Here is a 23,272-nt window from a genome sequence, read left to right as displayed (position 1 = left end):
TCTTACACAATAGAATGAGGACGCAATTGCAAAATAAGACGTCCTCGGTTCCAAAGAAATCGTCTGGATCATTCACCAGGATCAGCCAGCCTGTACTTCAAGACGTTCTGGACGCCGACGTCCTTCCACGTAAGAGTATGCCTGACAACGTATCACATGTCTGGGTTTGAATGCCCACCCTGATGACGCATGAAACGGAATGAACCTCAACAAATCATTGCTATTCACACATACGATATTGCCTTGCAAGCGTTTGAAAGAAAATAAGGCGGGTAATAACATAGCGAACCACTCAATCAGATGAGGAGGGATTCATTATGCAAAAGAAAATCGTAGGTGTGTTTAATACAGAACGTGAAGCATCGCAGGCTATCGAGGGTCTGAAAGCACAAGGATTTACTTCAGACGAAATCTCCGTTGTTACTCAGGATCGGGATGAACTGAAGGCGATTCGGGAAGAGACAGGTACAAAAGCCCCTGAAGGCGTGGCTGCGGGTGCAGCAACAGGTGGTGTACTTGGTGGCGTAGCCGGTCTGCTCGCAGGTATCGGTGCACTGGCCATACCCGGCATAGGACCCATTCTGGCCGCAGGCCCTATCGCAGCAGCATTTACCGGTGCAGCTGTGGGTGCAGGAGCTGGAGGACTGGTGGGTGGCCTGGTAGGTCTTGGTATCCCGGAAGAGGATGCTAAACAGTATGAGGAGTATGTACAAAACGGCAAAATTCTGCTTCTCGTAGACTCCACGGATCGAGACACGGATGTGTACGATGTGTTTAGCAGCAACAGCCAACTTAATCGGGACAGAGCTCAAGTTCATGGTACAGAAGTACCTGCTGAACGTCCAGATCTGGATATGGAAGAACGCAGATTGGATGCCCAGAGCAAGGCCGCTCGATTGGGTAACAATACATTCTTGTAATCTTCCGGCTGAGCTGATACCTATGCAAAATGGAATGAAATAGATGATCCACAAGATGGTCATTAGCCGGTTTCCTTAAGGGAAGCCGGCTTTTGTCCCTGTGTTGCATGTTTGAGTCAATAATGGCGGTTGGTGTTTTTACCCAGTCAAGCAGGGAATAACAATACATATAACAGTACAGCCAAAGCGAGTCCTATGACCAGTAACATCAATGTGAGAAACCGAATTAAGCCGGTTGATGCCTCAAACGTCTGCTCATTAATTTGAGTTCGCTTCCGATGATAGGCTACTGCCGAATACAGAATGATGGATATACCGCCAATCAGAGATGTGATACCTGTAATAATTGCGGCAATATGTGCTAGTCGATCATACGCCGAGGAGTTGAAGCCAAATCCGGCTGCAAGAAAGCCGATGCCTGCCATGGCAATACCCGTGCGTACCCAGGCCAGAAAAGTTCGCTCGTTAGCCAGGTGCTGTTGGACATATTTGGAATCAATGGTGGTTATGTCTGTGTCTGTTCTAGAAATGTGAATCACCCCGCTCATTAAGATATACGGCTTCATTGTACTTTGTTTTTATTGTAAAACCAAGCAAGAAAGGACGGCTGAATGTATGCCTCGCAAAGAACGAATTACAGAAATAGAGAGCTTGCGGGGAATCGCCTTTGGAGCGGTGGTTCTCCAGCATTCCATTGCACATTACTCTTTGGTCCCGGAAACGAGACTGGAGGATGGCGTGTTGCTGGCCATACTGCTGATGCTCTCCAAATTTGCAGTTCCTTTATTCATATTCATAACAGGTATGGTGCTTTTTTATAACACGGGAGACAAGCTGCATTATGGCAAGTTTATGAGAAAAAGAGTAAATGACGTTATCGTGCCTTACCTGATCTGGTCACTCATTTACTTTACACTTGCACCACGAGGCTGGACCGGTTTCGGATGGAATGATATCCCTGATCTAGGGTTGAAGCTGATTACGGGCAAAACGACTTCACACTTCTGGTACATCATTATGCTGATCCAGTTTTATCTGTTATTTCCGCTCTTCTTGCGTGCAATTCGTTATGTATATAACCGATATGAGGCCAAGGGACGCATGATCGCATTATTGACTTCGGGTGTGGTGTATCTTGTGCTTGCGGATCAATTAAGAAACATCGCCAAGTTCATGGAACGACTGAATATCCCGGTACTGACAGATGCTTTTACAACGTATGCAGATCGCAATTTCCTCTATTTCTTTATTTATTTTGTGCTTGGTGCAGCAGCGGGGTTATCCGTTCAGCACTGGAATGAATGGATTTATCGATTGCGCTGGATATACTGGACTGTGTTTATTGTTCTGGGTCTTCGGTTTACTTATTTATTAATGCTGGAGTTTCAAAAGCCGGAGGGCATCAAAATTACGTTTTACACGGTCAGCCTGATCCGCCCTGATATGGCACTCTTTCTGATTGCGTCCATTATGGTCATGTACCAGCTAGCCGGGAAACTGCACAACCTTAGGGCTACACGATTGCTAGGTTGGATTGGTGGTGTATCGTATGGCGGTTATCTGATGCATATGTTGATGCTGCGGTATAGCTATATTCCAGATGAATTGTTCTATGTTGCCATGGACTGGAACCCTGTCGTTCGCATGATCATTACTTGGTTGCTCGCTCTTGCATTATCCTGTGTACTGACATGGCTCATCTCTCGCGTAAGCTGGGGGAAATGGATTGTGGGAACTGGCCAAAATCTGTCCACAATAAATGAATCTATCAACATGTGAAAAATTCTCAACAGATTTGCAGCAGTACAGGATTGTACAGGGTATATGCCGGTACAGAAATACAGAACTCAGTAATATAGGTAACAGAGAACCCATCAATGCAGGCTACACAGGATTCATGTATGCAGGATAAAGGATTCAGTAGTAGCAGCCTTTGCTCAGTCTTATGATTAAAATTCGATTGAACGAATCGCTAAGTTCCTGAAATGAAACAAACTTTTGAGTGTGAATTAAAATTTCAATACATGAAAAATTCATAATAGAAAACCTTTTTCCGTGCTCCCACATGTCATTCCATATTCTCACGATTTCTTGCTCGTCCTCTATGAAGATGGATAAAGGGGAGGTAAAGCGGAGAAAGATGGCAGAACCCGAACATAAGTTTTATAATACTAGATAAATAGGTTCTGACAGGAGGGAAATGAACGTGGCCTTTATGATTGCACAGCGGGCATTTATCAAGCTGTATCTAATTACGATGGTTGAACAGCACAGGGGATATGGTTACGAGATGCTGGAGGCGATGAAGCAGGAGTTCAAAGACTACGGTTATGTTCCACCCCAGAGCGAGGTATATCGGGCACTGCATGAACTGGTACAGCAGGGGGTATTTTATCGCACGAAGAAGCTGAAGGGCAATGATCCGAAGGTCGATTTTCAGGAAATCGTTCTATATCATTTCACGGATGATGGTGCGGAGAAAGCTGAGTTATACAAGAAACAGGTCAAAACGGATCTGGATCGTTGTCTCGGCATGTTACACAAGGCAGAAGAGGACAATTACGGTACGAAAGGAAGATGAGCATGAACAGACAGTTACAGTGGGGGGTACTCGGTACGTCAACCATTGCCAAAAATGCAGTCATTCCGGCGATCCAGCAGTCCGAACGCGGTGAGGTGTTGGCGATTGCCAGCCGCAGCAAAGAAAAGGCGGAATCCCTTGCCGAAGAACTCGACATTGCCAGATCGTATGGCAGTTATGAAGAGCTCATCGCAGATCCGGATATCGAAGCCGTCTATATTCCTTTGCCTAACCATATGCACAAAGAATGGACCATCAAAGCGGCACAGGCTGGCAAACACGTGTTGTGTGAGAAACCAGCTGCCCTGAATGCAGATGAATCGGCAGAAATGATTGAAGCGTGTGAGCAACATGGCGTTCTTTTTGCAGAAGCGATTATGTATCGATATCATCCCAAGCACAGACGTGTGCAAGAGATTATAGCCAGTGGAGAGATTGGTATCGTCAGAGCCATTCATGGCAACTTTACCTGTAATACCGCTGATGACAAGGAAAATGTAAGGTTCAAAAGAGAGATGGGTGGCGGATCCTTATTCGATCTCGGCGTATATCCGATCTCTGCAGCCCGGATGTATCTGGGACAGGAACCGGAAGCGGTGACGGTGCACGCTCTATTCTCGGACGAACATGATGGCGTCGATATGATGGCGTCGGGACTGGTAGAATTTCCGAATTCGGTCGCTTTAACTTTTGACTGTGGCATGTGGGCTTCAGGACGAGCGGAGATGGAGATTCTCGGGACGGAGGGGCGGATTGAACTGCCCAAAGTATTTGGCTGGGAGAACAGTGATATTCCACCTCAGATTATCATTCATACCGATTCGGTCAGCCGTGAGGAACGTGTATCGGTATCGAATTCCTATGTGCTTCAGGTGGAGACGTTTGCAACGGCTGTGCTTGAAGGAGCAGCCCTACCTTTCAGTCCGGAAAATACCATTCAAAACATGCGGGTAATTGATGCGTGCCTGGAATCGGCTCGGACTCGTCAACGTGTTCAACTGATCGATTAGGTCAGGTCCGTTTAAATATATCAGAACGTGAAGGCTCCATCTTCAGGGATGAGAGTCTTTTTATGTCACAAAATGTTATAATTATAATATTTTACAATTTAAACGTTCGAATTTGATATTTCTACCAAATTGATGTGATATAAATAGTCATGAGATGACTTGTTTACTATAATCTAGCAGAACGTGCAACTAGACAGTTACCGTTTGCAGTACGCATATCGAGACAATGTTCATCTACTTTGAAGGTTTGGGAGGACGGATTATGAAAAAGTTGTTATCGACCGCTTTACTGGCATTCTTGTTAACGTTTGTTTTCTTCACAGGTTCACAGTTCACCCCAGCCCCACAGCAGAAAGCATCTGCTGCAACATGTACCATCATCAATACGTTTACCGGTGTGGCCAACTATTTGAGTGCAAACGGAACGTTGCCATGTAACTTTATTACCAAATCACAGGCCACAGGACTAGGATGGGTAGCGTCACAAGGCAACTTGGCTATAGTGGCTCCTGGGAAAAGCATCGGCGGAGATGTATTCGGTAATCGGGAGGGGCTACTGCCTTCGGCCAGCGGACGTACATGGCGCGAAGCGGATATTAACTATACATCCGGCTTCCGTAATTCCGATCGGATTGTGTACTCCAATGATGGACTCATCTACAAAACGACAGATCACTATGCATCTTTTACACGCATGAAATAGAGGAAGGAGCAGTCATGAACACCGTGATTCTGGATGGAGGAAGGGCCAACTACCGAATCAGCGAGGAACGCATGGAGTATGAAGCAGGACAGCTGTGCGATCTGATGATGGAGGTACAGGCGGAACAGTCTGGATTTATATTGCGTGTTGAGAAGTAGCAGAAAATAAAGGAAGTTTAGATACATTCATTCCAGCCGAGCAGACCACATGTGGTCTGTTTTTTTGTGTTGTAGCAGATTGTTCAAAAAGGTTGCTCATAAAGCCCTTGTGTTGATTACGATTGATCTGAAAGCAGAGCGAGAGTTTACTTTGCTCACCTAACGTTAAAATTATTTTCACGGAGGTATTGATTTATGCATAACTTACGTTAAAATAAAATTAACATGAAAAATATTTTAACGTTGAGGGAGTGGAATTCATGAACGATAACACAGCAGTTGGCAAACAAGGTATGGGTGAGTTAATACGAATCAGACCGTATATGCAGTTTATGCTTAGTAAAGTAGTATCCAGATTTGGTGATTCCATTGATTCGATTGCATATAGCTGGATGGTGTACATTCTGACCGGTTCAAAAGTGCTGATGGGGACATTGCTGGCGGTGAATTTTTTGCCGAGTATCTTTCTGGGTCTGTTCGCCGGGGCTTTGGTAGATCGCATGTCTCTCAAAAGAGTAATCGTGATTACGAATACCGGTCGCGGGTTGTTCGTAGGAATTACAGCTTTGTTGTTTGGATTGGGCCAACTTGAAGTCTGGCATCTGTTTGTAATAACCATTCTGAATTCTTTGCTGGAATGCTTCACTGTTCCTGCAGAAGTGTCCAGTGTTCCCAGATTGCTTCCCAAATCGATGTTGCTCTCGGGTAATGCCATGTCCTCTTCCGCAACCAGAGTGGCTGAACTTGCAGGACTTGCATTGGCTGGTGCGCTAATTGCCACAATAGGTATTGCCTGGACGATCCTGATTGATGCGGGGTTGTTTGCGCTAAGTGCATTAATAATGAGCCGAGTGGGCTATCCTCAAGGTTCATCATCCGCTAACAATGAAGATAAATCATTATCTGAAAAGGATTCTGTTCCATCCAATAAACGTAGTATATTCTCCGAAATGGCGGAAGCTTTTCATTTTCTCCGTAAACATACCTTATTGTTAATCGTTTCCTTCCTGTTTGCATTCGTTAATTTCTGTCTGATGCCATTCAATGTTCTCCGTACACCCTATGTGATTGAAACGTTGCACGCTGGCGCTTGGGGATTAAGTCTGCTTAGTGGGCTGATGGTGGGAGGCATGCTGTTAAGTGGTGTGTGGTTGACCCAAAAAGGGGCACATTATCGTAAAAGTGTGCTGGTGATCAGCGGTATTGTCATGCTGGGTCTCAGTTATGCCATGACGGCACTACCCGCCTATATGACTTCCTTCCAATTGCCTGTTGCGGCTGCCTTTTGTCTTCTGATGGGGATGGGGATTCCACTGGCTACGACCCCTCTAGGTACCTATCTAATGGAAGTTACTCCTTCGGAGATGCTAGGCAGAGTGTATGCTCTTCAGAGTATGCTCGTCGTGAGTGTCGCACCACTTGGGAGTCTGGTTTCGGGAGCACTTGCAGATTGGATGAGCATGCCTGTTCTGTTTATCGTCTTTGGGATTATGCTTGCCATGTCCGCAGGTATGCTGTTATTTAGCAAAAGCTTTCGGAGTGCGATGTGAAGGATATTTAGAAAGAACCTGATCTGATTATGTGATAACATGTCATCGCCGGCTTGCTTTGACCGAAGTCCTGACGCAGCGGTATAATAGAGATATCGATGGACAATAGGTACCCCGGAAATGAGGATACAGGAATGGAGCACAAGGTTCTTTCAACCATTGAAGAAATTAAGATCTACTCCGATCCGTATCGGATACAGATTATGAATATGTTTAACAGGCAGGGCAGACCATCTACTGTCAAAGAAATCGCCGACCAGATGGGTGAGGTGCCAGCCAAAGTTCATTATCATGTAAAAAAGCTGGAGAAAATTGGTCTGCTGACGATCGTTTCCACGCGTGAGATTAATGGCATTATCGCAAAATACTACGAACCATTCTCCGGAGAAATCCATCTTCGTCATGAAGATGAAGACAATGAGAGCTCACCACTGAAACAGGTGTTTCGGTCTGAAACACTCAAATTATTAAATGAGATGTTCGAACAGAGTCGTCAGCGATTCATGCATCAGGCGGAAAACGAAGATCGGATGTTTCTCTCGGACATGACGCTGTATGCAACTCGTGAGGAAGTAGAGGAGTTATATAAAAACATCATAAAACTCTGTGAACCCTATACAACGAAAGAGAATCAACAAGGGGAACAAGAGGTCTTTCAATTATTTTCTGCCCTCTCTAAACCTATAATGCAGACACCTGCTTCCAAGACAGATGCTAAACAGAATAAGAAATCTGCGTCGGGTAAGGGTAAATCAACTTCGAAAACGTCTCGCTCTATTGCTAAGAGGCAGAAATCTGCATCGTCTGATCTTGAATCAGAAGAATAAACAGACGGTATGCATGAGTTCAATGTTGGTTATACCTCGAAGAACAAGTAAGCCTTATGTGCCAGACATGTTGGAGATAACAAGAAAAAGCCGCCATAGGCGGCTTTTTATCGCATGATACGAGGTACGAGGGAGAAACGGTCGTGTGTTGTGTATTGTATTGAATTCATTACAACATTAATTTCATGAAGACGCATAACCGTTTCAGTTCTCTATCATGTTACATGTTCTCATCATAGTCTTTTACATCACGTTTGGCAGCGGTTGCGGGTGAATTGGAAGTACCGTATTCTTCGACCGCTTCCCAAGCATCTGCGTTGTCGAACTTGCCGGCGTTCTGCTGTCTTCCTTCGCCAGCACCACTCGGAGGCATGGTCATGACTTCTTCTTCAACGGGCCGATCGTTGCTGATCTCCCGGTTAGGCGTGTCATCAATACAGTAAGCGGTATATGGGATAGCTTCAAGGCGTTCAAAAGGAATATCTTCTCCGCACGTTACACAGGTGCCGTATGTACCTTGTTCCATACGTTCCAATGCATCGTTCACTTGATTGAATTCGTCTGTTAATGTATCGTCGATCGCCAGATCACGGCTGCGTTCAAATGTTTCCGTACCGGCATCTGCCGGGTGATTATCATAGGAGGACAGCTCACCTGTTGAATCTTTCAGCGACTGGGCCGGAGCACCGTCTTCCATGCTGGATTCAAAATGGCGCTGCAAGTTTTCGCGTTGCTCTAAAAGGGCTTTTTTCAATTCTTGACGTTGATCTTGGGTTAATGTACTCATAACAACATGCTCCTTTCCCGTTGTGGGGTGTAGAGAGTCTTTACCCGAATTGCATGAAAAGCAATCATTTTCGTGAGGAATAGGGCCGTAGCGTTTTATATCTGACGAATTATGTGTTATAAAAAATAGAGAGAGAAAATGCCGCATGTTCTTCACTGGATAAAGGAACCACGGCTTGGCTTATAATGGAGGTTGTCAATATGGATGAACATATGAAACGAAGATTGGATAAACAAAGACAATTGTTTAAACAATTGGGAGTACAGCTTGATGCGTTATCTATTCATGAAAAACAATTTAATTATAAACTTCGTGGTTATGATCCGGATGAGGTAGATGCTTATCTCGACTTGGTCATCAAAGATTACGAACGTTTTTATGCCAATATTGCAGATCTGATGGACAAATGGCAAGAACAGCAGTTAACGATCCGTGATCTTAAGTCGTCCGCGAAACCGGTGGAAGATCCGACCAAGATTGATCGCAAACAGCTGGATGATATTGTGAAACAACTGGAATACAGTGTGCGGCAGCTCAAGATCAGAGCACGTCCGGAAAAGGATCTGTTCTCTGAATAACGTCAGCATGACTAGGATTATATTAAATAAAGGTGGTTAATCATGAGTACTCATTTTTCGGTCAGTGTGCATTGTTTGTTGTTATTGTCACTCAGCGCGCCTGAACGAATCACGTCTGCACACATTGCAGGTAGCGTGAATACCAACCCTGTCGTCGTCAGACGTATTCTGGGCGGGCTGAAAAAGGCGGGACTAGTGAACTCCTCTCCTGGAACAAGAGGTTTTTATCTGGCGAAGCCATCAAGTGAAATTACATTAGACATGATCTATCAGGCTGCCAAGGACGAAGGTCCATTATTTCCGATTCACGGCAACTGTAACCCGGATTGTGAAGTGGGCTTGCATATTGACAGCCTGCTGACCAATCTGTATCAGATTGCCGAGGAGAAGGTAGAGCAGTTCTTTGCATCCATTACACTTGAAGATATGGAACGTTCCAGTTCTCAGATGTTAGCTGTCCCATCGCAGACAGAGTAGATTGTAATTAGGACTTAAAGTACAAGTTCAAAAAGGGTGGTTTTCAGTACCGAGAAGATGGAATGAAGCTAGAAATGGAGTAGCGGAGCGTAGGAAACTACGTGAGGAACGGACGTTTCGGCTGAATTCCATATTCGATGCTGATGATGCCATTAGACATTTTTTGTAATCAAAAGCGGACTTTTTGAACAACCTCTTAAAGGAAAGGTGGGTTGTGATATGAAAAAAATTGTAGTCATTTCTGATACGCATTGTTCACGTAAATCACAGAAGTTACCTGCCAGACTCGTTGATGTACTTGCGAGTGCCGATCTCATTCTTCATGCGGGTGACTGGTCGGATTGGAGCGTATACCCATTGCTTAGCGAGTATGCGCCTGTTGAAGGGGTAGCTGGTAATACGGACCCGTCCGAAATCGCTGAAAAACTGGGGTATTCCCGTATTATTGAAGTGGAAGGACTTCGTCTGGGTCTTGTGCATGGTCATCTCGGGTCAAAGGGTACGGAGCAGAATGCCATTCATACCTTTGCAGGCCAGCATGTGGATGCTGTGATCTACGGACACTCACACATCCCGGTGATGCATACCGTAGACAACACACTGGTATTTAATCCGGGGTCGCCTACGGATAAACGTTTTCAAAAACAATACTCATTTGGAATCATGACAATAGAACAGGGTAAAATACAGGCTGAACACGTGTTCTTTGATCGGGATTAGAGAGAGATGATTTCATCCTATATATAGTTATGGTACAAGGCATCTTTGAACAGAAGTGAATTCTGTTTCAGGGATGTCTTTTTGATATGCGATCACATCATTCTCTTAGAAGTTATCTCTGAATGGGGAATGTGCTCTGTTCGTTATCTGTCATTCATCTGTTGCTGTTTTCCCCTATGGTGACGTTCAGTGGAGTGATACAATGCCCTTACGACATTAAATGAATACGTTTACATAAGGAGATGGAGCATGATGAAACTGTCTGTATTCACTGTGGCTACCCCTGATCTGAATGCAGAAGAATTGGCATCGGCTGCGGCAGCTGCGGGGATTGATGGAATAGAGTGGCGTTTCCGCGGAATTCCTGAAGATGCGATATCCGAGGAGCCTTCTTACTGGAGAAATAATCGATGCTCGGTAGATCCAAGCCGCTGGCAGGAACAGGTTCCTGTTTTTCGTGAAGCGGCGGCAGGGCAAGGCAGGAAATCCATTGCACTTGTCCCGTATTTGAACTGTGGAGATCTGTCTGCCGCCGAGCAGGCGTTTCAGGCTGCGGCCGGGTTGGGAGCATCCATGATGCGTGTGGGTGTTCCTGGATATGATCGCAAGACCCGTTATCCTGAGTTGTATCGTCAAGCCGTTGATTACTTGAGTGAAGTACAGGATTTGGCCAAACAGTACAACATCAAGGCAATTGTAGAGACGCATCATCAGACGATTGCACCGACGGCATCGCTGGCCTATCGGCTTGTGCAATCGTTTGATCCGCAGCATGTGGGTGTGTTGTACGATCCAGGCAACATGGTGCATGAAGGCTATGAGAATCATCGGATGGGGCTTGAGCTGCTAGGTCCGTATCTCGCTCATGTGCATGTGAAGAATGCCGGGTGGTTTGAACCCGAAGTTAAGGATACACAAAAGGATAATGTGACTGAGAAGAATAGCGGATTGGCTCTGAATACAGCATGGAAATGTCAATGGACCCCCCTGACTGAAGGCATGGTCGATTGGGTACAGATGGTGCGGGATCTTCGTGCCGTCGGGTATGACGGATATTACGGAATTGAAGACTTTAGTGGGGCCTTGGAATCCAAGGCGATGTTACAGCATTTTGCAGACGTATTTGCCGAAATTGAGCGTCGTGTGGACGAGGAGGAGCAGTCATGAGTATCGTACGAGTAGCGGTTATTGGTATAGGTAACATGGGGGCAGCACATGCCAGAACGTTGGTGGCTGGAGAAGTACCTGGTGCAGAACTGGTCGCTGTATGTGATGTAAGAAAAGAGATGGAGAGCTGGGTATCGAGTCATCTGCCGGCTACGGTCACCTATTGGCAGGATGCAGAACAGATGATGGCTTCGGGTACGATTGATGCGGTCATTATTGCAACGCCGCACTATGACCACCCGGAACAGGCCATTCAGGCTTTCCAGCATGGCTTGCATGTGATGATCGAGAAGCCGGCCGGTGTGTATACAAAACAGGTGCGCAAGATGAATGAAGCGGCCGCAGCCAGCGGTAAAGTCTTTTCCATGATGTACAACCAGCGGACCAACCCACTCTACATTAAACTAAGAGATTTGATCGCTTCGGGGGAACTCGGTGAGGTACGGCGTACCAACTGGATTATTACGAACTGGTACCGATCCCAGAGTTACTATGATTCCGGCGGCTGGCGGGCAACTTGGGCAGGCGAAGGTGGAGGTGTGCTGATTAATCAGGACCCGCATCAACTGGATCTGTGGCAGTGGACCATCGGCATGATGCCGGTAAGAATGCGTGCGTTCTGTTCATTTGGCAAGTATCGGAACATTGAAGTGGAAGATGATGTAACCGCTTATGTGGAGTACGAAAATGGCGCAACGGGGGTCTTTGTAACGACTACGGGCGAAGCACCGGGTACGAACCGATTTGAGGTCAACGGAGACCGAGGTAAAATCGTGATCGAAGACGGAAAACTTACGTTCTGGCGACTTCGGGAATCTGAGCCTGAATTCAATCAGCGGTTTACCGGAGGTTTTGGACAGCCAGAATGCTGGAAATGTGAGATTCCGATTACGGGTGTGGAAACGGGGCACCCTGGTCTGATTCGTAACTGGGTGGATGCGATTCGTACAGGCGCCCCCCTTATTGCTCCCGGTGAGGATGGGATTCACGGATTAACATTGTCGAATGCGATGTTGTTGTCTACCTGGACGGATAACTGGGTGGATCTGCCGATCAATGAGGATTTGTTCTATGAGCATTTGCAAGAACGTATTGCTGGTTCAACGACGAAGAAAGAAAAGGCATTGAGTGGCAGTCAACCTGCTGATCTGAGTCAGACGTTTAAATGAAGACGATTTGTTATATAAGTTGAACTAATCATTTACACGTAACGGAGAGGACAGAAAAAACCTGGAAAAGCGAAGCGTTCGCCTTTATCCCCGGATTTCCCCTTTGGAAAAGAGAATCAAAAAATCTGGGGATAACAGCGATTGGAAGGTTATTCTGTCATCGTAGTGTCTGTGTAAAATAATCTCTAGTTCAGCTTATATAGACGAGTTCATTGTAATCAACATTTTATAATAAGGATGGGATGACATGGCTAAAGACGGGATGTTCTATGCACCGAAAAGTATCACAAAAGAGGTCGTATGTGGTCCGGGTGAGTTCACCATTGCTGCTGTTGCGCTGGATCATGGACACATCTACGGCATGGTTGGGGGATTGTTGGAGGCTGGGGCTACACTCAAGTGGGTATATGATCCAGACCCGGCGAAGGTAGAGGCATTCCGGAAGCAGTTCCCGCAGGCTCAAGCCGCCGCATCTGAGGCAGAAGTGCTTTCCGATGATGAGGTGTTACTGGTGGCGAGTGCAGCCATCACTTCAGATCGTGCGCCGCTTGGCATGAGAGTTCTGGCCGCAGGCAAGGATTATTTTACAGACAAAGCCCCATTTACCACGTTGGAGCAGTTAAAGCTTGCACGAGAAGAAGTGAAGCGAACAGGCAAAAAGTACATGGTATATTACAGTGAGCGACTGCATGTAGAAAGTGCGATCTATGCGGGGCAGCTCATTGAACAAGGGGCAATCGGCAAAGTAGTGCAAGTTATGGGTACAGGCCCGCATCGCCTGAATGCCGGAGGAAGACCCGACTGGTTCTTCAAGCATGAGCAGTATGGCGGCATTCTCTGCGATATCGGGAGTCACCAGATCGAACAATTCCTGACGTTTGCATCATGCACGGACGCTGAGGTAGGGTTCAGTCGTGTGCATAACTTCAATCACCCGCAGTTCCCGGAACTGGAAGACTTCGGCGAAGCTTCGCTGATTGGTGATAACGGTGCTTCCGGTTACTTCCGAGTGGACTGGTTCACACCGGATGGTCTGGGCACATGGGGCGATGGGCGTACCGTTATTCTGGGAACGGACGGTTATATCGAGCTGCGGAAGTATATCGACATCGCAAGGGAATCTCAGGGGGATCAGGTGTACTTGGTCAATCATGAAGGGGAGTACCGCTACAATGTAAAAGGCAAAGTCGGTTATCCGTTCTTCGGTCAGCTCATTCGCGATTGTCTGGATCGCACCGAGACAGCCATGACGCAGGAACATGCCTTCAAAGCGGCAGAACTCTGCCTGATTGCACAGCATAAAGCGATGAGCGAGCGCGTGGTGTGGAGTAGTGGAACGAAGTAAAGGTTTTAGGTTAAGGTAGGAAAGGGAGCAAAGTCAGATCACTGAAGACTATCGGTAATTCTTCTATTGTTGAGTAAGGAAAGAGCAGCCCAAATGTTAATCTGCATCCAAAATGTTAGTCTTTTCTAACGAATGGAGCGGTTTTGACTGGGGCTGCTTTCCTGTTTTTATGATTTCGCATATGGATTATTATGGGTTATATTGTATGTAGTTCGGATTTTCGTTAAGGAGAGGTATTTACGAAGTTCGTAGATATGATTTTAGGCGAAACCACCAGAAGACGAAGCGTCTAAATCAAAGGAGATGATTTAATTGAGCAAAAGTCCAATCACCAATCAGATCGGTGCCATCTTTTTACATGTATCAGATATGGAAAGATCTATTCAATGGTACAACGATTTACTAGGATTGCCTGTTCACTCATCAGGTCATGAAGGTACAATCTATAGTTTAGATATGATCGGTGGATCAGCATTGCTTTTAGACAGCAATATGAAGAATATTGAAAACAAAAACAATAAAACTCAATTTTTCTTTGATACAAAAAACTTGGTTGAATCTTATAATTTTATTAAAGAGAAAGGAATAGAAATCGTTACAGAAATTGAAGTGCATGAGGCTATTTCATTTTTCACATTTAAAGATCTTGATGGAAATATCCTAATGATATGTGAAGATAAGAGGAATTTATAGAAAGAAAATAATATTTTTAAAGACATGATTAAAGAATTCTCGAGGGCTACTCAAAGTGGAATTGCCTACGCTTCGGGCCATTCGAGCCTCGGTCCGGCAGAAGTAAGATTTGGATTCGGGGATGCAATTGGCAGTAGCAGGGAAGTGAATTCAGCTGGACACATCCAACTCCCTAACCGCATCGCGGCCGCCCTTCGGGCTTAAGGGAGTTGGACGTCGTGAACACAGGAACGTTATATGAAAGGTGCGCTAGCTAATATTAAGGGAGGATCAAGGATGTTTAACTTTTTTTTGGTAAGAAATCGAAAGAAACAAAGATCTCACTAGAAAACCAAATAGAGGTTCTCAAAGATTTTGGTATATCTTTCACAACTGCTGATGATGATGGTGTTGTTAAAGAGTTGTTGTATCATTTTGATCGAGAAACTTACGAAGACGATCCCTATTCTCTCTTACTTTCGATGATCGGTTCAGATCTTATTGACGAAAATGACAATGAAGTTAGATTGTCGAAGGATGTTTGGAGCTTTGATACCGAATGCGTTGAGAACGAAGAGATTTATTCGACAATCATTAATGAACTCGTAAGCTTAACTCGTGGTAAGTTGCAAATACAACAGGTAAACAGCCATGTAGATTTTGATAATGAAGATGCTAAAGTATCGTTTATTTTAGATGATCAGAAATATGAATGGGAAATACATTTTGAAGATGATTGGATTGACTTTAATTTGCTGAGGAAGATTGGGGAACTAGCTATCAGAAATGACAAGGAAAATTACTTTATTCATTTTAATGATGGTCAGAATCTTACAATACTATATACAAGTAAAGTCAAACACAAATTAATTAATGATTTAATAAAAGATCGATTTTCTAAGTTAGCGTAGTCTAGGAAGGCATCCACATCATAAGAAGAAAAATAGTGAAAGTATATTCGTGAAGTGATTCCGTCGTATAACATAATATTCAAGCAACGGCTCCTTTGGAGCCTTGATCTGCTGATGGATTTCGGAGAGGCATTTCAGCGGACAATCCCTCTGGGGTTCGTGAATACAGGAACGTTAGATGAAATCATTGCAAATGTAAAAACTCTTATTAATATTTATTAAATACATACAGTAGAAAGTAGGGATTTAATTTTGTATGGAGTAGTCCTTCATTTTGATTTAGAAACAGAACGAATCATAAAAACGCTTTGGAAGAAATTAAGCGATAGCGGTATATCTAACTATGCTTATGAGATTGAGAATAGAAAACCACATATAACACTAGCGGATTATTCAGAGCTAAAGGTATCTGAGTATAAAGGTTTGTTTGATTGTTATTATAAATCGGTTCCAAGAATGTATCTTAGCTACAATACATTAGGAACTTTTATGAACAGCGGAGCTTTGTTTTTATCTCCGAATCCGACAAAGGAACTTATAGACTTTCACTCTAATTATCATAACCACTTCATGAAATATAATGCTTTTTCCAATCTGATGTATCACCCTGAAAGATGGATACCCCATTGTACGATTGCCAACCACTTAGACGATCAAAAACTTTTAGAAGCATTACATTTCACTACAAAAAGATTAGAGAGTATGCAAACTGAAGTACAAGAAATATCATTGATCAAAATTATATACCAGAATAATAAAAGAGTGATTGAAACTGTAATTAGTAAGGCACTTATATAAGATCTTTGTAAGTTAATCGGCGAAGACAATGACATCATCTAACATATTATTCACCCTGCGGGCATACGCCCTTGGTCCAGCATAATCCGAACACCAGACATGCGTCGGGTCGTGAATACAGAAATATTAGGCGAAACCACTCTAAAGCAAAGGAATAATAAAATGATAAAAATGAGTGAAAATGAATGTTCAAAGCCTCTTAAAATCATAATAGGAGCATCTTCACAAGCCTACCCAGACTGGATTCAAACTCAAGAAGAAGAATTGAATCTACTGGATCGAGCTGATTGGGAAGAAAGCTTTAAGTCGAAAAAGATTAGAACCATCCTTGCAGAACATGTATGGGAGCATTTGTCTTACGAAGAAGGCGTGGAAGCAGCAAAGATTTGTTATGATTTTCTTGAACCAGAAGGATATATTCGATGTGCAGTTCCGGATGCTTTTTTTAGGAATGAAGAGTACCAGAATATTGTTCAAATCGGTGGACCCGGTCCAAAAGAACATCCAGCTGCAGGTCACAAGATCGTACATAATTACAAGACGATTACAAGCATGTTTGAAGAGGCCGGGTTCAAGATTAAATTACTGGAATACTGTGACGAAAGTGGAGAGCTTCATTTTAATGACTGGAATCCTGAAGATGGTTTTATTTATAGATCTTTTCAATTTGATCACCGAAACAAGAATGATAAATTGGGATTCGTCTCACTGATAGTGGATGCAGTCAAAGAAGTGTCGGAGTAATTCGAAGAAGAAATTGACATCACATAACATAATATTCACGCTACGGGCATCCATCCTTGATCCAGCATTCGCCGGATACTTGACATGCGTCGAGTCATGAATACGGGAACGTTATCGGAAATCAGCCCAAAGAATTAAATGGCTTTAAGAACTATGTTTTTCTAAGCCATAACGGCACAAAGTAGGTTTTATGAATGGTTCTTAATTATATAGTTTGGTTAATTATTATTTTTTAGAAGACTTACAATAGGGAGAACCACATTGAAGAATATACTAAGTAAAACAGGCACATTAACAGTATGTGTCATCCTACTTATCGCAATCATTACCACTATAGCGTGTTGGGATGAACTTGGGAGTTTGGTAAGGACAGGGAATTATGATAGTACGGATAATATGGTAGAAACCATAATGGCCAAATCAGCGACTCCAGGGGTGGCTATGGTAGTATCAGAGCGGGGCAAGACAGAATATAAGAGTTACGGATATGCAGATGTTAATAATCAAAAGAGGGTAACTGAAGAGTCATTATTTGAGTTGGGATCGACTACAAAGGCATTTACGGCTTTGGGCGTTATTTTATTAGAAAATGAGGGCTACTTATCTCTTTCAGATTCTATTACAGATTATATTCCATCGTTTGAGCCAACCATTAAGGGTGAGAAAGTTAATATTACGATTCATCAGTTGTTAGCTCATACAAGCGGAATTCCACCGTGGAGTATTCGGTTAATTCCTGAAGGTACCAAGGAGGATATGCTTGAAAAAACGATACATAATGTGTCAGACATTGCATTAGATGCGTATCCTGGGACAGCTTATAATTATGCTACAGTTAATTATGATATTTTAGCGATGATTATTGAAAAAGTTACAGGCAAACGTTATCAGGATTACATGACTGAAAACATACTGATTCCTTTAGGAATGACTGATAGTTATTTTTCAACAGGTCAGGAAAAGGAAACTGATAAACTTACCAAAGGATATCGTGTGTTTTTTGGAAAAAGCGTAGAATATGATGCCCCTAGATATTATGGGAATATCGCTGCAGGATATTTGGTAACGAATTCAAAAGATTTAGAATGCTGGATTAATGCACAAATGGGGATAGGGGATATACCAGATAATTTATTGAAAGCGATACAAGAATCTCATCAAGTCGACATCAAAACGGCGGGATACGAACATGAAAATCAATACTATTCATTCGGATGGAGTATTCATACGAAAAATAGAGTTGTTAGTCATAATGGATCTAATCCTAATTACTCCTCACAGGTTCTTATTGATTTAGAAAAGCAGCAGGCCATATTTGTTCTGGCTAATCTGAATTCATCTGCACCATCGCTAATTGCTAATAACATATATGAGAATATGAATGGAAATCACATGAATAAATTTAATTATGATGACGTGTATCTATTAATTGATTTGATATTTTCATTCTTAGTAATAATAGCCGTCGTTATCTTATCTGTCCAAGTAATTAAACTCTTTAGAGGAATGGAACTAAATATTAGAGATGAAAAGACAAGATTCAGAAAAATGAAAGGAAGTAGTATCGCACTAATCTTAAGCATTATGCTTTTGCTATTGGTAATGATCTTGCCTTATCTATTAGTCAATAATTATTTAATGATAAAGGTGTGGATGTCGTATTCAATGTTTATTTGGATGGGGCTTACTTCTATCAATTGTATTTTATCGATAATAATTAATATTAAAAAAATGGGGATTATTAGAAGTGGTTTATAAAAAACTAGAGGTGAAATGTGAAAAATCACATGCAATTGTTTGTCTGATCTTGATTTCTCAAATCTTCAAAGAAGAGAAAGGTATATTTCGAAGAAGGTGCTGTCATCCGATAACACAGAATTCCTACTGCGGGCATTCCCCTTGAACGTTAAGAAGGCTTTCTAATGAGTTTATCCAAGCGATACATTCAACCAGCTAAGTCTGACGACACGTTTCCTTCGGTCACTTAAGCTGATTGAACGTCAGGAATGTCAAACGTTAGACGAAATAAACTGTGAAAGGACATATATATGATAACAATCTCATGTACCAAGAAGCTATTTGAGACTAGTTCTTTTATCGAAGAACAAGACAACGAATTAGAGGAAGAACTCTACAAGTGGCATGCTAATGTATTTCGAATGGCAAGAAAGAATAATTTAATTATCATGAATAATAAGACGAGGTATTGCTTTATTTTGTTTGGAATAAGGAAGGAACACTATAAGAACTTTAAAGAGATATTTCTCAATGCACTGATAGAAAATTTAAGGGCAGAAGGAATCGCTGAACCCTTAATTAACAACTATATCAGTAAGGCTAACAGCATGAAGTTCATCAAAACATACGATAGAAGCGTCGTTGGATCAATGATAGACATGGTTAAAATGACTGAATTCATGATTGAAGACTATTTACCCCTACAAGAAATGAATATCATCGAATTGAATAAAATGAACAACGCTACTCCCTTGGTAAAGCTGAAGAAATTCCCGAATCAATTCATGAGGGAAGCTCTTAGTATGTGAGCCCACAGTTTACTTCGTCTAACATAAAATTCACGCTGCGGGCATAAGCCCCAGGCCCGGCATAGGCCGGACACCCAGCATACGCTGGGTCGTGAATACAGGAAAGTTATACGCATTTATTGCAAATTCATAACATGATAAAACACAATGGAGAACATATGAATAATTTTATTGAAAGCAGCATTGCCGGGATTCCTTGCATACAGATCAATTCTAGAATTGAATCCAAAGGTGTTATCTTACTGTATCATGGCTGGGTTTCAAACATTAATGATTACGTGTTCTTTGGATCTCTGATTTCTAGTTGGGGTTATACGGTGATTATTCCTGAGATCCCTCATCATGGAGCCAGAGGGAAACTTAATTATTTCGATCCGTTAGATTTACAACAACATTATTGGAGTGTAGTTGTTCAAGCAGTTAATGAAGCACGGGAAATCATTTCTGAATTGAAAGATAATATAGTTGGGGTTATAGGGAATTCAGCAGGTGGGTTTATCGCTGGAGGTATTTTTGCGAATAACGTAGATATTAAATCTGGAATTGTAATAAACGGTTCTTGTGCTTGGGAGAGATTTGAAGAACACATATGTGAACTAGAAAGAAGAGAGCCTTGGACTTCAATAGAAAGGGATTCGATCAGGAGGCTTGATCCGATTTTCTCAATAGAATGCATACGGGGTAGATCAATACTTATATTACATGGAACAGATGATACTACAATACCGATAAATAGCCAGAGATACTTCATGCAAATAATTAGAGAAGAAGGATTAACAAATTCAGTAAAGTATGTTGAGTACTCTAAGGTCAATCATCATATTACACTAAGTATGTTAGAAGAGACTAACCGCTGGTTATTAGAACAAAGTAAAATCTGAGTGGCTTTAATGAAGGCAGAACCCCTTATAACACCATATCCACGCATCGGGCCTGATGGCCTTCGGTCCGTTGGAAGCGATCGACGGGGAATTAGATCCAGCTGACACATCCGCACGGACTAAGTGCATCTCGCCCGCCCACTTCGGGGTCTTAAGTCGGTGGAACATCGTGAATACAGGAACGTTACAAGTAATACTCTTAAGTCAAAACCGTAGAAATTAAAGAACAAGTATAAAGAAGAAAGATAATAAAACTTAATTGAAGGTGATAATTATGAAAGAATGGGACTACAGTAAGCCTTGGTTCCATGGTTCTCCAATGCTCTTAGATGAACTACTAGTCGGAAGCAGAATAACTCAGGATCGAGAGTTAGCAAGAATCTTTTCACACAAACCTTCAATTGTTGGTTTTGATGAGAATGGCACAAGACTTCATAATGGTAAGTTATATGGATACATTTACATTCTTGATGAAGAAATTACAAGTGAGGATGTATACCCACATCCAGCAACTACAATGAATCTTGGTGAAGAATGGCTCATCAAAAGAGGATTAAAAGTACGAAAGATAGATGAAACAGAAACAAGAGCGGAAGAACAACTTTCAGAGGAAGAGGAGGTAGATTTATTGGATAAGCTAAAAAACAGATAGCGAATAGTTTGTTCGTAGAAGAAGCTGCTGTGTAAAAATATGTTCACGCATCGTTCCATCCGGCTCTGCTCTCGGTCCGGCAGGGGCATTTCACCTCGGGGAAGTGGGGACAGCCGGACAACCCTGCACGAGCTAAGGCGCTCTTTCTAATTATAGAGTTAATTCAATTGCAACGTTCTGTTGCTAGAGGAGGAATTGATCAACGTGCTAATTTTGATCCTGCTTATAATTATTGTTATCGGAATAGCAATTATAGAAGGGAGATTAAAAAAGAAACTTGAAAATGATGAAAGAATTATTGAAAAATTAGATGTGTTAATTAAGGAAGTGAGAGATATCCGTAAAGAATAGAGAAATAAAAATCACAGTACATTCATAGAATGTCGCACTTACTTCTCGGTCCCAAGAGGCATATCGGAGAAAGTTGATTAAGGCGCATTAAATCAGCTAAGTCTAACTGATCCGTTCCCTACGGTAAGCTGCTTGAAAGTCAGGAATACAACAACGTTAGATGAAATTACCAGAGTAAAGTGATGTGAACCCATGAAAAGGATTCGAATAGACAAATGGATAATTGAATATGATTTTAATAAAACTAAAGAGTTCTATAAATCTTATCATTTAATTACTGAGGGTTGTGATTGTTTAAATTGTAAGAATTTTGTTGAGGCGATTCCATTCTTTCCGAAGGATGTTGTAACCTTTTTTAATAGTTTAGGAATAGATCCAAGAAAAGAAGGAGAAGTATCTGAGTACTGTGAGAATTCAGATGGAACCCATTTATATGGTGGGTTCTTTCATATAGTTGGTAGATTGATTAGTGGACCTGATGTATGGAACGAAAATGATGAATCAGGAACAATAACTTCATTAGACAAAGATTTATATAAAATCGATAACTTCAGATTTGGATTTACGAATGAGATAAATATAGTGTGTGATGGATTTCCAGAGCCAATATTACAAATTGAATTCGAAGGGATCGTTCCGTGGGTAATTTCGGAGTAGTCTGGTAACTTAATCTAGCATTATTTCCGCGCATCGTTGCCTGGCGGCTCCTCGGTCCGCCCGAAGGATATAAGCAGAGGAGCTGAATCAGGCGGACACATCCGCACCGACTAACCGCATCGCGGCCGCTCCCGTTGGTCACTTAAGTCGGTGGGTCGACATGAATACAGGAACGTTATCTGAAAACTGTTCAATAATTATTTAATATTATTTAAAACAATAAGAACTGAGGATACCATATGAACAATCCCTTTAAAGAAATCTTGACTTCAGAAGATGAAATTAGAGATCTCCTAGGTTATCCAAGTGAACTTGTAAAGAAGAAAGTTATAAAGTATTTAGATATCCATTGTCGAAACTTCATTTCTTTGTCACCCTTATTATTTTTAGCTACATCGGATGAGCAAGGATTTTGCGATGTATCTCCACGAGGAGATGCACCTGGATCAGTGATAGTTATAGATGAGAAGCATTTAGTTATTCCAGAAAGACCAGGTAATCGTAGAATTGATTCACTAAGAAATATCTTATCGAATTCAAGAGTAGGTATTATATTTATCATCCCCGGACTAGAAGAAACGCTGAGGATTAATGGACAAGCTTTTGTGATTAAAGATGAAAAAATTCTAGATCTGATGAAAGCTAAAGGTAAAAAACCGACCTTAGGAATTGGAGTAAAAGTTGAAGAATGCTTTATTCATTGTGCAAAAGCATTTAAGCGGTCTGGGGTATGGGAAAGCAAGTCTTGGCCAGAAGGGGATACACTACCGTTAATTCCAACAATACTATCAGATCATGTGAATTCAACTGAATTTACAATAGAAGTAATCAGGAAAGGACTACAAGAAAGTTACGAGAAGAGACTTTATTAAGGAATATTTGTTTATAATTTCAAAGAAGGCACCGTCATTTTATAACATCGTATTGACGCTGTCTGTCCTTGCCCTTGATCCGGCATTCGCCGGATCCTGAATACAGGAACGTCATATACAATACTGGAGATCTAAGTTCCACTTGAGGATGAATGTGAATGTATTAGGAGGGAAGGTCTAGAAATGAAGAAATTCA

At 42.3% G+C, this 23,272-nt stretch carries 27 protein-coding genes; 25 read left to right on the top strand and 2 right to left on the bottom strand.

All coding sequences use genetic code 11. From position 1 onward, the window contains the following. The first annotated feature begins 317 nt into the window (after nucleotides 1–317). Nucleotides 318–920, top strand: coding sequence for a general stress protein (locus MKY73_RS18040; protein WP_339241724.1), 603 nt, complete (start codon nucleotides 318–320; stop codon nucleotides 918–920). Between the two features lie 146 nt (nucleotides 921–1,066). On the opposite strand, the gene MKY73_RS18035 is transcribed toward MKY73_RS18040, so the two are convergent. Then, entirely contained in the window at nucleotides 1,067–1,468 is a 402-nt protein-coding gene (locus MKY73_RS18035; RefSeq protein WP_339302930.1) for a DUF202 domain-containing protein, read from the bottom strand. A 67-nt stretch (nucleotides 1,469–1,535) separates the two neighbouring features. On the opposite strand from MKY73_RS18035, the gene MKY73_RS18030 reads away from it, so the two are divergent. From MKY73_RS18030 to MKY73_RS18000, 7 genes are all read left to right on the top strand, one after another. Further along, complete coding sequence (locus MKY73_RS18030; protein ID WP_339302929.1) at nucleotides 1,536–2,699, top strand: acyltransferase; 1,164 nt, start codon at nucleotides 1,536–1,538, stop codon at nucleotides 2,697–2,699. A gap of 427 nt (nucleotides 2,700–3,126) precedes the next feature. After that, nucleotides 3,127–3,501, top strand: a complete 375-nt coding sequence (locus MKY73_RS18025) for a helix-turn-helix transcriptional regulator (protein WP_036609188.1) — start codon at nucleotides 3,127–3,129, stop codon at nucleotides 3,499–3,501. A 2-nt stretch (nucleotides 3,502–3,503) separates the two neighbouring features. Further along, complete coding sequence (locus MKY73_RS18020; protein WP_339302928.1) at nucleotides 3,504–4,511, top strand: Gfo/Idh/MocA family oxidoreductase; 1,008 nt, start codon at nucleotides 3,504–3,506, stop codon at nucleotides 4,509–4,511. Between the two features lie 262 nt (nucleotides 4,512–4,773). After that, nucleotides 4,774–5,214, top strand: coding sequence for a ribonuclease (locus tag MKY73_RS18015; RefSeq protein WP_339302927.1), 441 nt, complete (start codon nucleotides 4,774–4,776; stop codon nucleotides 5,212–5,214). A gap of 14 nt (nucleotides 5,215–5,228) precedes the next feature. Beyond that, complete coding sequence (locus tag MKY73_RS18010; protein ID WP_339302926.1) at nucleotides 5,229–5,372, top strand: hypothetical protein; 144 nt, start codon at nucleotides 5,229–5,231, stop codon at nucleotides 5,370–5,372. Nucleotides 5,373–5,632: 260 nt separating this feature from the next. Beyond that, nucleotides 5,633–6,922: an MFS transporter gene (locus MKY73_RS18005; protein ID WP_339302925.1), complete on the top strand. Its 1,290-nt coding sequence runs from the start codon at nucleotides 5,633–5,635 to the stop codon at nucleotides 6,920–6,922. 134 nt (nucleotides 6,923–7,056) lie between these two features. Further along, nucleotides 7,057–7,749 carry a helix-turn-helix domain-containing protein gene (locus MKY73_RS18000; RefSeq protein ID WP_339302924.1) on the top strand — a complete coding sequence of 231 codons (693 nt, stop codon included), beginning with the start codon at nucleotides 7,057–7,059 and terminating at the stop codon, nucleotides 7,747–7,749. Nucleotides 7,750–7,969: 220 nt separating this feature from the next. On the opposite strand, the gene MKY73_RS17995 is transcribed toward MKY73_RS18000, so the two are convergent. Next, nucleotides 7,970–8,536 (bottom strand): TraR/DksA C4-type zinc finger protein, encoded by a 567-nt coding sequence (locus MKY73_RS17995; protein ID WP_339241734.1) that lies wholly within the window; start codon nucleotides 8,534–8,536, stop codon nucleotides 7,970–7,972. Between the two features lie 200 nt (nucleotides 8,537–8,736). On the opposite strand from MKY73_RS17995, the gene MKY73_RS17990 reads away from it, so the two are divergent. The 17 genes from MKY73_RS17990 to MKY73_RS17910 all read left to right on the top strand — a co-directional run bounded on the left by MKY73_RS17990 (nucleotide 8,737) and on the right by MKY73_RS17910 (nucleotide 23,076). Further along, nucleotides 8,737–9,114 carry a DivIVA domain-containing protein gene (locus MKY73_RS17990; RefSeq protein WP_017689054.1) on the top strand — a complete coding sequence of 126 codons (378 nt, stop codon included), beginning with the start codon at nucleotides 8,737–8,739 and terminating at the stop codon, nucleotides 9,112–9,114. Nucleotides 9,115–9,156: 42 nt separating this feature from the next. After that, nucleotides 9,157–9,591: an Rrf2 family transcriptional regulator gene (locus tag MKY73_RS17985; RefSeq protein ID WP_339302923.1), complete on the top strand. Its 435-nt coding sequence runs from the start codon at nucleotides 9,157–9,159 to the stop codon at nucleotides 9,589–9,591. Between the two features lie 219 nt (nucleotides 9,592–9,810). Continuing rightward, nucleotides 9,811–10,311: a metallophosphoesterase gene (locus MKY73_RS17980; protein WP_339302922.1), complete on the top strand. Its 501-nt coding sequence runs from the start codon at nucleotides 9,811–9,813 to the stop codon at nucleotides 10,309–10,311. A 252-nt stretch (nucleotides 10,312–10,563) separates the two neighbouring features. Next, complete coding sequence (locus MKY73_RS17975) at nucleotides 10,564–11,478, top strand: sugar phosphate isomerase/epimerase family protein (RefSeq protein WP_339308657.1); 915 nt, start codon at nucleotides 10,564–10,566, stop codon at nucleotides 11,476–11,478. After that, on the top strand, nucleotides 11,475–12,647 hold the full coding sequence (locus MKY73_RS17970; RefSeq protein WP_339302921.1) for a Gfo/Idh/MocA family oxidoreductase: 1,173 nt from the start codon (nucleotides 11,475–11,477) through the stop codon (nucleotides 12,645–12,647). The genes MKY73_RS17975 and MKY73_RS17970 overlap by 4 nt, the downstream gene beginning before the upstream one ends. A 247-nt stretch (nucleotides 12,648–12,894) precedes the next feature. Beyond that, nucleotides 12,895–13,992, top strand: coding sequence for a Gfo/Idh/MocA family oxidoreductase (locus MKY73_RS17965; protein WP_339302920.1), 1,098 nt, complete (start codon nucleotides 12,895–12,897; stop codon nucleotides 13,990–13,992). A gap of 312 nt (nucleotides 13,993–14,304) precedes the next feature. Next, complete coding sequence (locus MKY73_RS17960; protein WP_339302919.1) at nucleotides 14,305–14,685, top strand: VOC family protein; 381 nt, start codon at nucleotides 14,305–14,307, stop codon at nucleotides 14,683–14,685. A 401-nt stretch (nucleotides 14,686–15,086) separates the two neighbouring features. Then, nucleotides 15,087–15,575, top strand: a complete 489-nt coding sequence (locus tag MKY73_RS17955; RefSeq protein WP_339302918.1) for a hypothetical protein — start codon at nucleotides 15,087–15,089, stop codon at nucleotides 15,573–15,575. A gap of 252 nt (nucleotides 15,576–15,827) precedes the next feature. Then, entirely contained in the window at nucleotides 15,828–16,373 is a 546-nt protein-coding gene (locus MKY73_RS17950) for a 2'-5' RNA ligase family protein (RefSeq protein ID WP_339302917.1), read from the top strand. Between the two features lie 162 nt (nucleotides 16,374–16,535). Continuing rightward, the gene (locus MKY73_RS17945; protein WP_339302916.1) at nucleotides 16,536–17,117 is read left to right on the top strand and encodes an SAM-dependent methyltransferase; all 582 of its coding nucleotides are present in this window, start codon (nucleotides 16,536–16,538) and stop codon (nucleotides 17,115–17,117) included. Nucleotides 17,118–17,378: 261 nt separating this feature from the next. Further along, nucleotides 17,379–18,875, top strand: a complete 1,497-nt coding sequence (locus tag MKY73_RS17940; RefSeq protein WP_339302915.1) for a serine hydrolase domain-containing protein — start codon at nucleotides 17,379–17,381, stop codon at nucleotides 18,873–18,875. A gap of 290 nt (nucleotides 18,876–19,165) precedes the next feature. Further along, nucleotides 19,166–19,663 (top strand): hypothetical protein, encoded by a 498-nt coding sequence (locus MKY73_RS17935; protein ID WP_339302914.1) that lies wholly within the window; start codon nucleotides 19,166–19,168, stop codon nucleotides 19,661–19,663. Between the two features lie 158 nt (nucleotides 19,664–19,821). After that, nucleotides 19,822–20,544: a prolyl oligopeptidase family serine peptidase gene (locus tag MKY73_RS17930; protein WP_339302913.1), complete on the top strand. Its 723-nt coding sequence runs from the start codon at nucleotides 19,822–19,824 to the stop codon at nucleotides 20,542–20,544. 274 nt (nucleotides 20,545–20,818) lie between these two features. After that, nucleotides 20,819–21,196 (top strand): hypothetical protein, encoded by a 378-nt coding sequence (locus MKY73_RS17925; RefSeq protein WP_339302912.1) that lies wholly within the window; start codon nucleotides 20,819–20,821, stop codon nucleotides 21,194–21,196. 204 nt (nucleotides 21,197–21,400) lie between these two features. Beyond that, nucleotides 21,401–21,547, top strand: coding sequence for a hypothetical protein (locus tag MKY73_RS17920; protein WP_339302911.1), 147 nt, complete (start codon nucleotides 21,401–21,403; stop codon nucleotides 21,545–21,547). 192 nt (nucleotides 21,548–21,739) lie between these two features. Further along, the gene (locus tag MKY73_RS17915) at nucleotides 21,740–22,204 is read left to right on the top strand and encodes a hypothetical protein (RefSeq protein WP_339302910.1); all 465 of its coding nucleotides are present in this window, start codon (nucleotides 21,740–21,742) and stop codon (nucleotides 22,202–22,204) included. 239 nt (nucleotides 22,205–22,443) lie between these two features. Continuing rightward, entirely contained in the window at nucleotides 22,444–23,076 is a 633-nt protein-coding gene (locus tag MKY73_RS17910; RefSeq protein ID WP_339302909.1) for a pyridoxamine 5'-phosphate oxidase family protein, read from the top strand. Nucleotides 23,077–23,272 lie beyond the last annotated feature (196 nt).

It is taken from the genome of Paenibacillus sp. FSL R5-0519 (assembly GCF_037974275.1).
GTDB lineage: Bacteria > Bacillota > Bacilli > Paenibacillales > Paenibacillaceae > Paenibacillus.
Note: the sequence above shows the minus strand (reverse complement) of the source record. Positions and strands in the feature narration are given on the sequence as shown.

Excerpts from the sequence above, each read along its gene's own strand:
- MKY73_RS17910 (WP_339302909.1), top strand. The coding sequence starts at position 22,444 with ATGAACAATCCCTTTAAAGAAATCTTGACTTCAGAAGATGAAATTAGA.
- MKY73_RS17935 (WP_339302914.1), top strand. The coding sequence starts at position 19,166 with ATGATAACAATCTCATGTACCAAGAAGCTATTTGAGACTAGTTCTTTT.
- MKY73_RS18030 (WP_339302929.1), top strand. The coding sequence starts at position 1,536 with ATGCCTCGCAAAGAACGAATTACAGAAATAGAGAGCTTGCGGGGAATC.
- MKY73_RS17985 (WP_339302923.1), top strand. The coding sequence starts at position 9,157 with ATGAGTACTCATTTTTCGGTCAGTGTGCATTGTTTGTTGTTATTGTCA.
- MKY73_RS17990 (WP_017689054.1), top strand. The coding sequence starts at position 8,737 with ATGGATGAACATATGAAACGAAGATTGGATAAACAAAGACAATTGTTT.
- MKY73_RS18035 (WP_339302930.1), bottom strand. The coding sequence starts at position 1,468 with ATGAGCGGGGTGATTCACATTTCTAGAACAGACACAGACATAACCACC.
- MKY73_RS18040 (WP_339241724.1), top strand. The coding sequence starts at position 318 with ATGCAAAAGAAAATCGTAGGTGTGTTTAATACAGAACGTGAAGCATCG.
- MKY73_RS17980 (WP_339302922.1), top strand. The coding sequence starts at position 9,811 with ATGAAAAAAATTGTAGTCATTTCTGATACGCATTGTTCACGTAAATCA.
- MKY73_RS17975 (WP_339308657.1), top strand. The coding sequence starts at position 10,564 with ATGAAACTGTCTGTATTCACTGTGGCTACCCCTGATCTGAATGCAGAA.
- MKY73_RS18010 (WP_339302926.1), top strand. The coding sequence starts at position 5,229 with ATGAACACCGTGATTCTGGATGGAGGAAGGGCCAACTACCGAATCAGC.
- MKY73_RS18015 (WP_339302927.1), top strand. The coding sequence starts at position 4,774 with ATGAAAAAGTTGTTATCGACCGCTTTACTGGCATTCTTGTTAACGTTT.
- MKY73_RS17995 (WP_339241734.1), bottom strand. The coding sequence starts at position 8,536 with ATGAGTACATTAACCCAAGATCAACGTCAAGAATTGAAAAAAGCCCTT.
- MKY73_RS17965 (WP_339302920.1), top strand. The coding sequence starts at position 12,895 with ATGGCTAAAGACGGGATGTTCTATGCACCGAAAAGTATCACAAAAGAG.
- MKY73_RS18020 (WP_339302928.1), top strand. The coding sequence starts at position 3,504 with ATGAACAGACAGTTACAGTGGGGGGTACTCGGTACGTCAACCATTGCC.
- MKY73_RS17930 (WP_339302913.1), top strand. The coding sequence starts at position 19,822 with ATGAATAATTTTATTGAAAGCAGCATTGCCGGGATTCCTTGCATACAG.
- MKY73_RS17945 (WP_339302916.1), top strand. The coding sequence starts at position 16,536 with ATGATAAAAATGAGTGAAAATGAATGTTCAAAGCCTCTTAAAATCATA.
- MKY73_RS18000 (WP_339302924.1), top strand. The coding sequence starts at position 7,057 with ATGGAGCACAAGGTTCTTTCAACCATTGAAGAAATTAAGATCTACTCC.
- MKY73_RS17970 (WP_339302921.1), top strand. The coding sequence starts at position 11,475 with ATGAGTATCGTACGAGTAGCGGTTATTGGTATAGGTAACATGGGGGCA.
- MKY73_RS17915 (WP_339302910.1), top strand. The coding sequence starts at position 21,740 with ATGAAAAGGATTCGAATAGACAAATGGATAATTGAATATGATTTTAAT.
- MKY73_RS18005 (WP_339302925.1), top strand. The coding sequence starts at position 5,633 with ATGAACGATAACACAGCAGTTGGCAAACAAGGTATGGGTGAGTTAATA.
- MKY73_RS17925 (WP_339302912.1), top strand. The coding sequence starts at position 20,819 with ATGAAAGAATGGGACTACAGTAAGCCTTGGTTCCATGGTTCTCCAATG.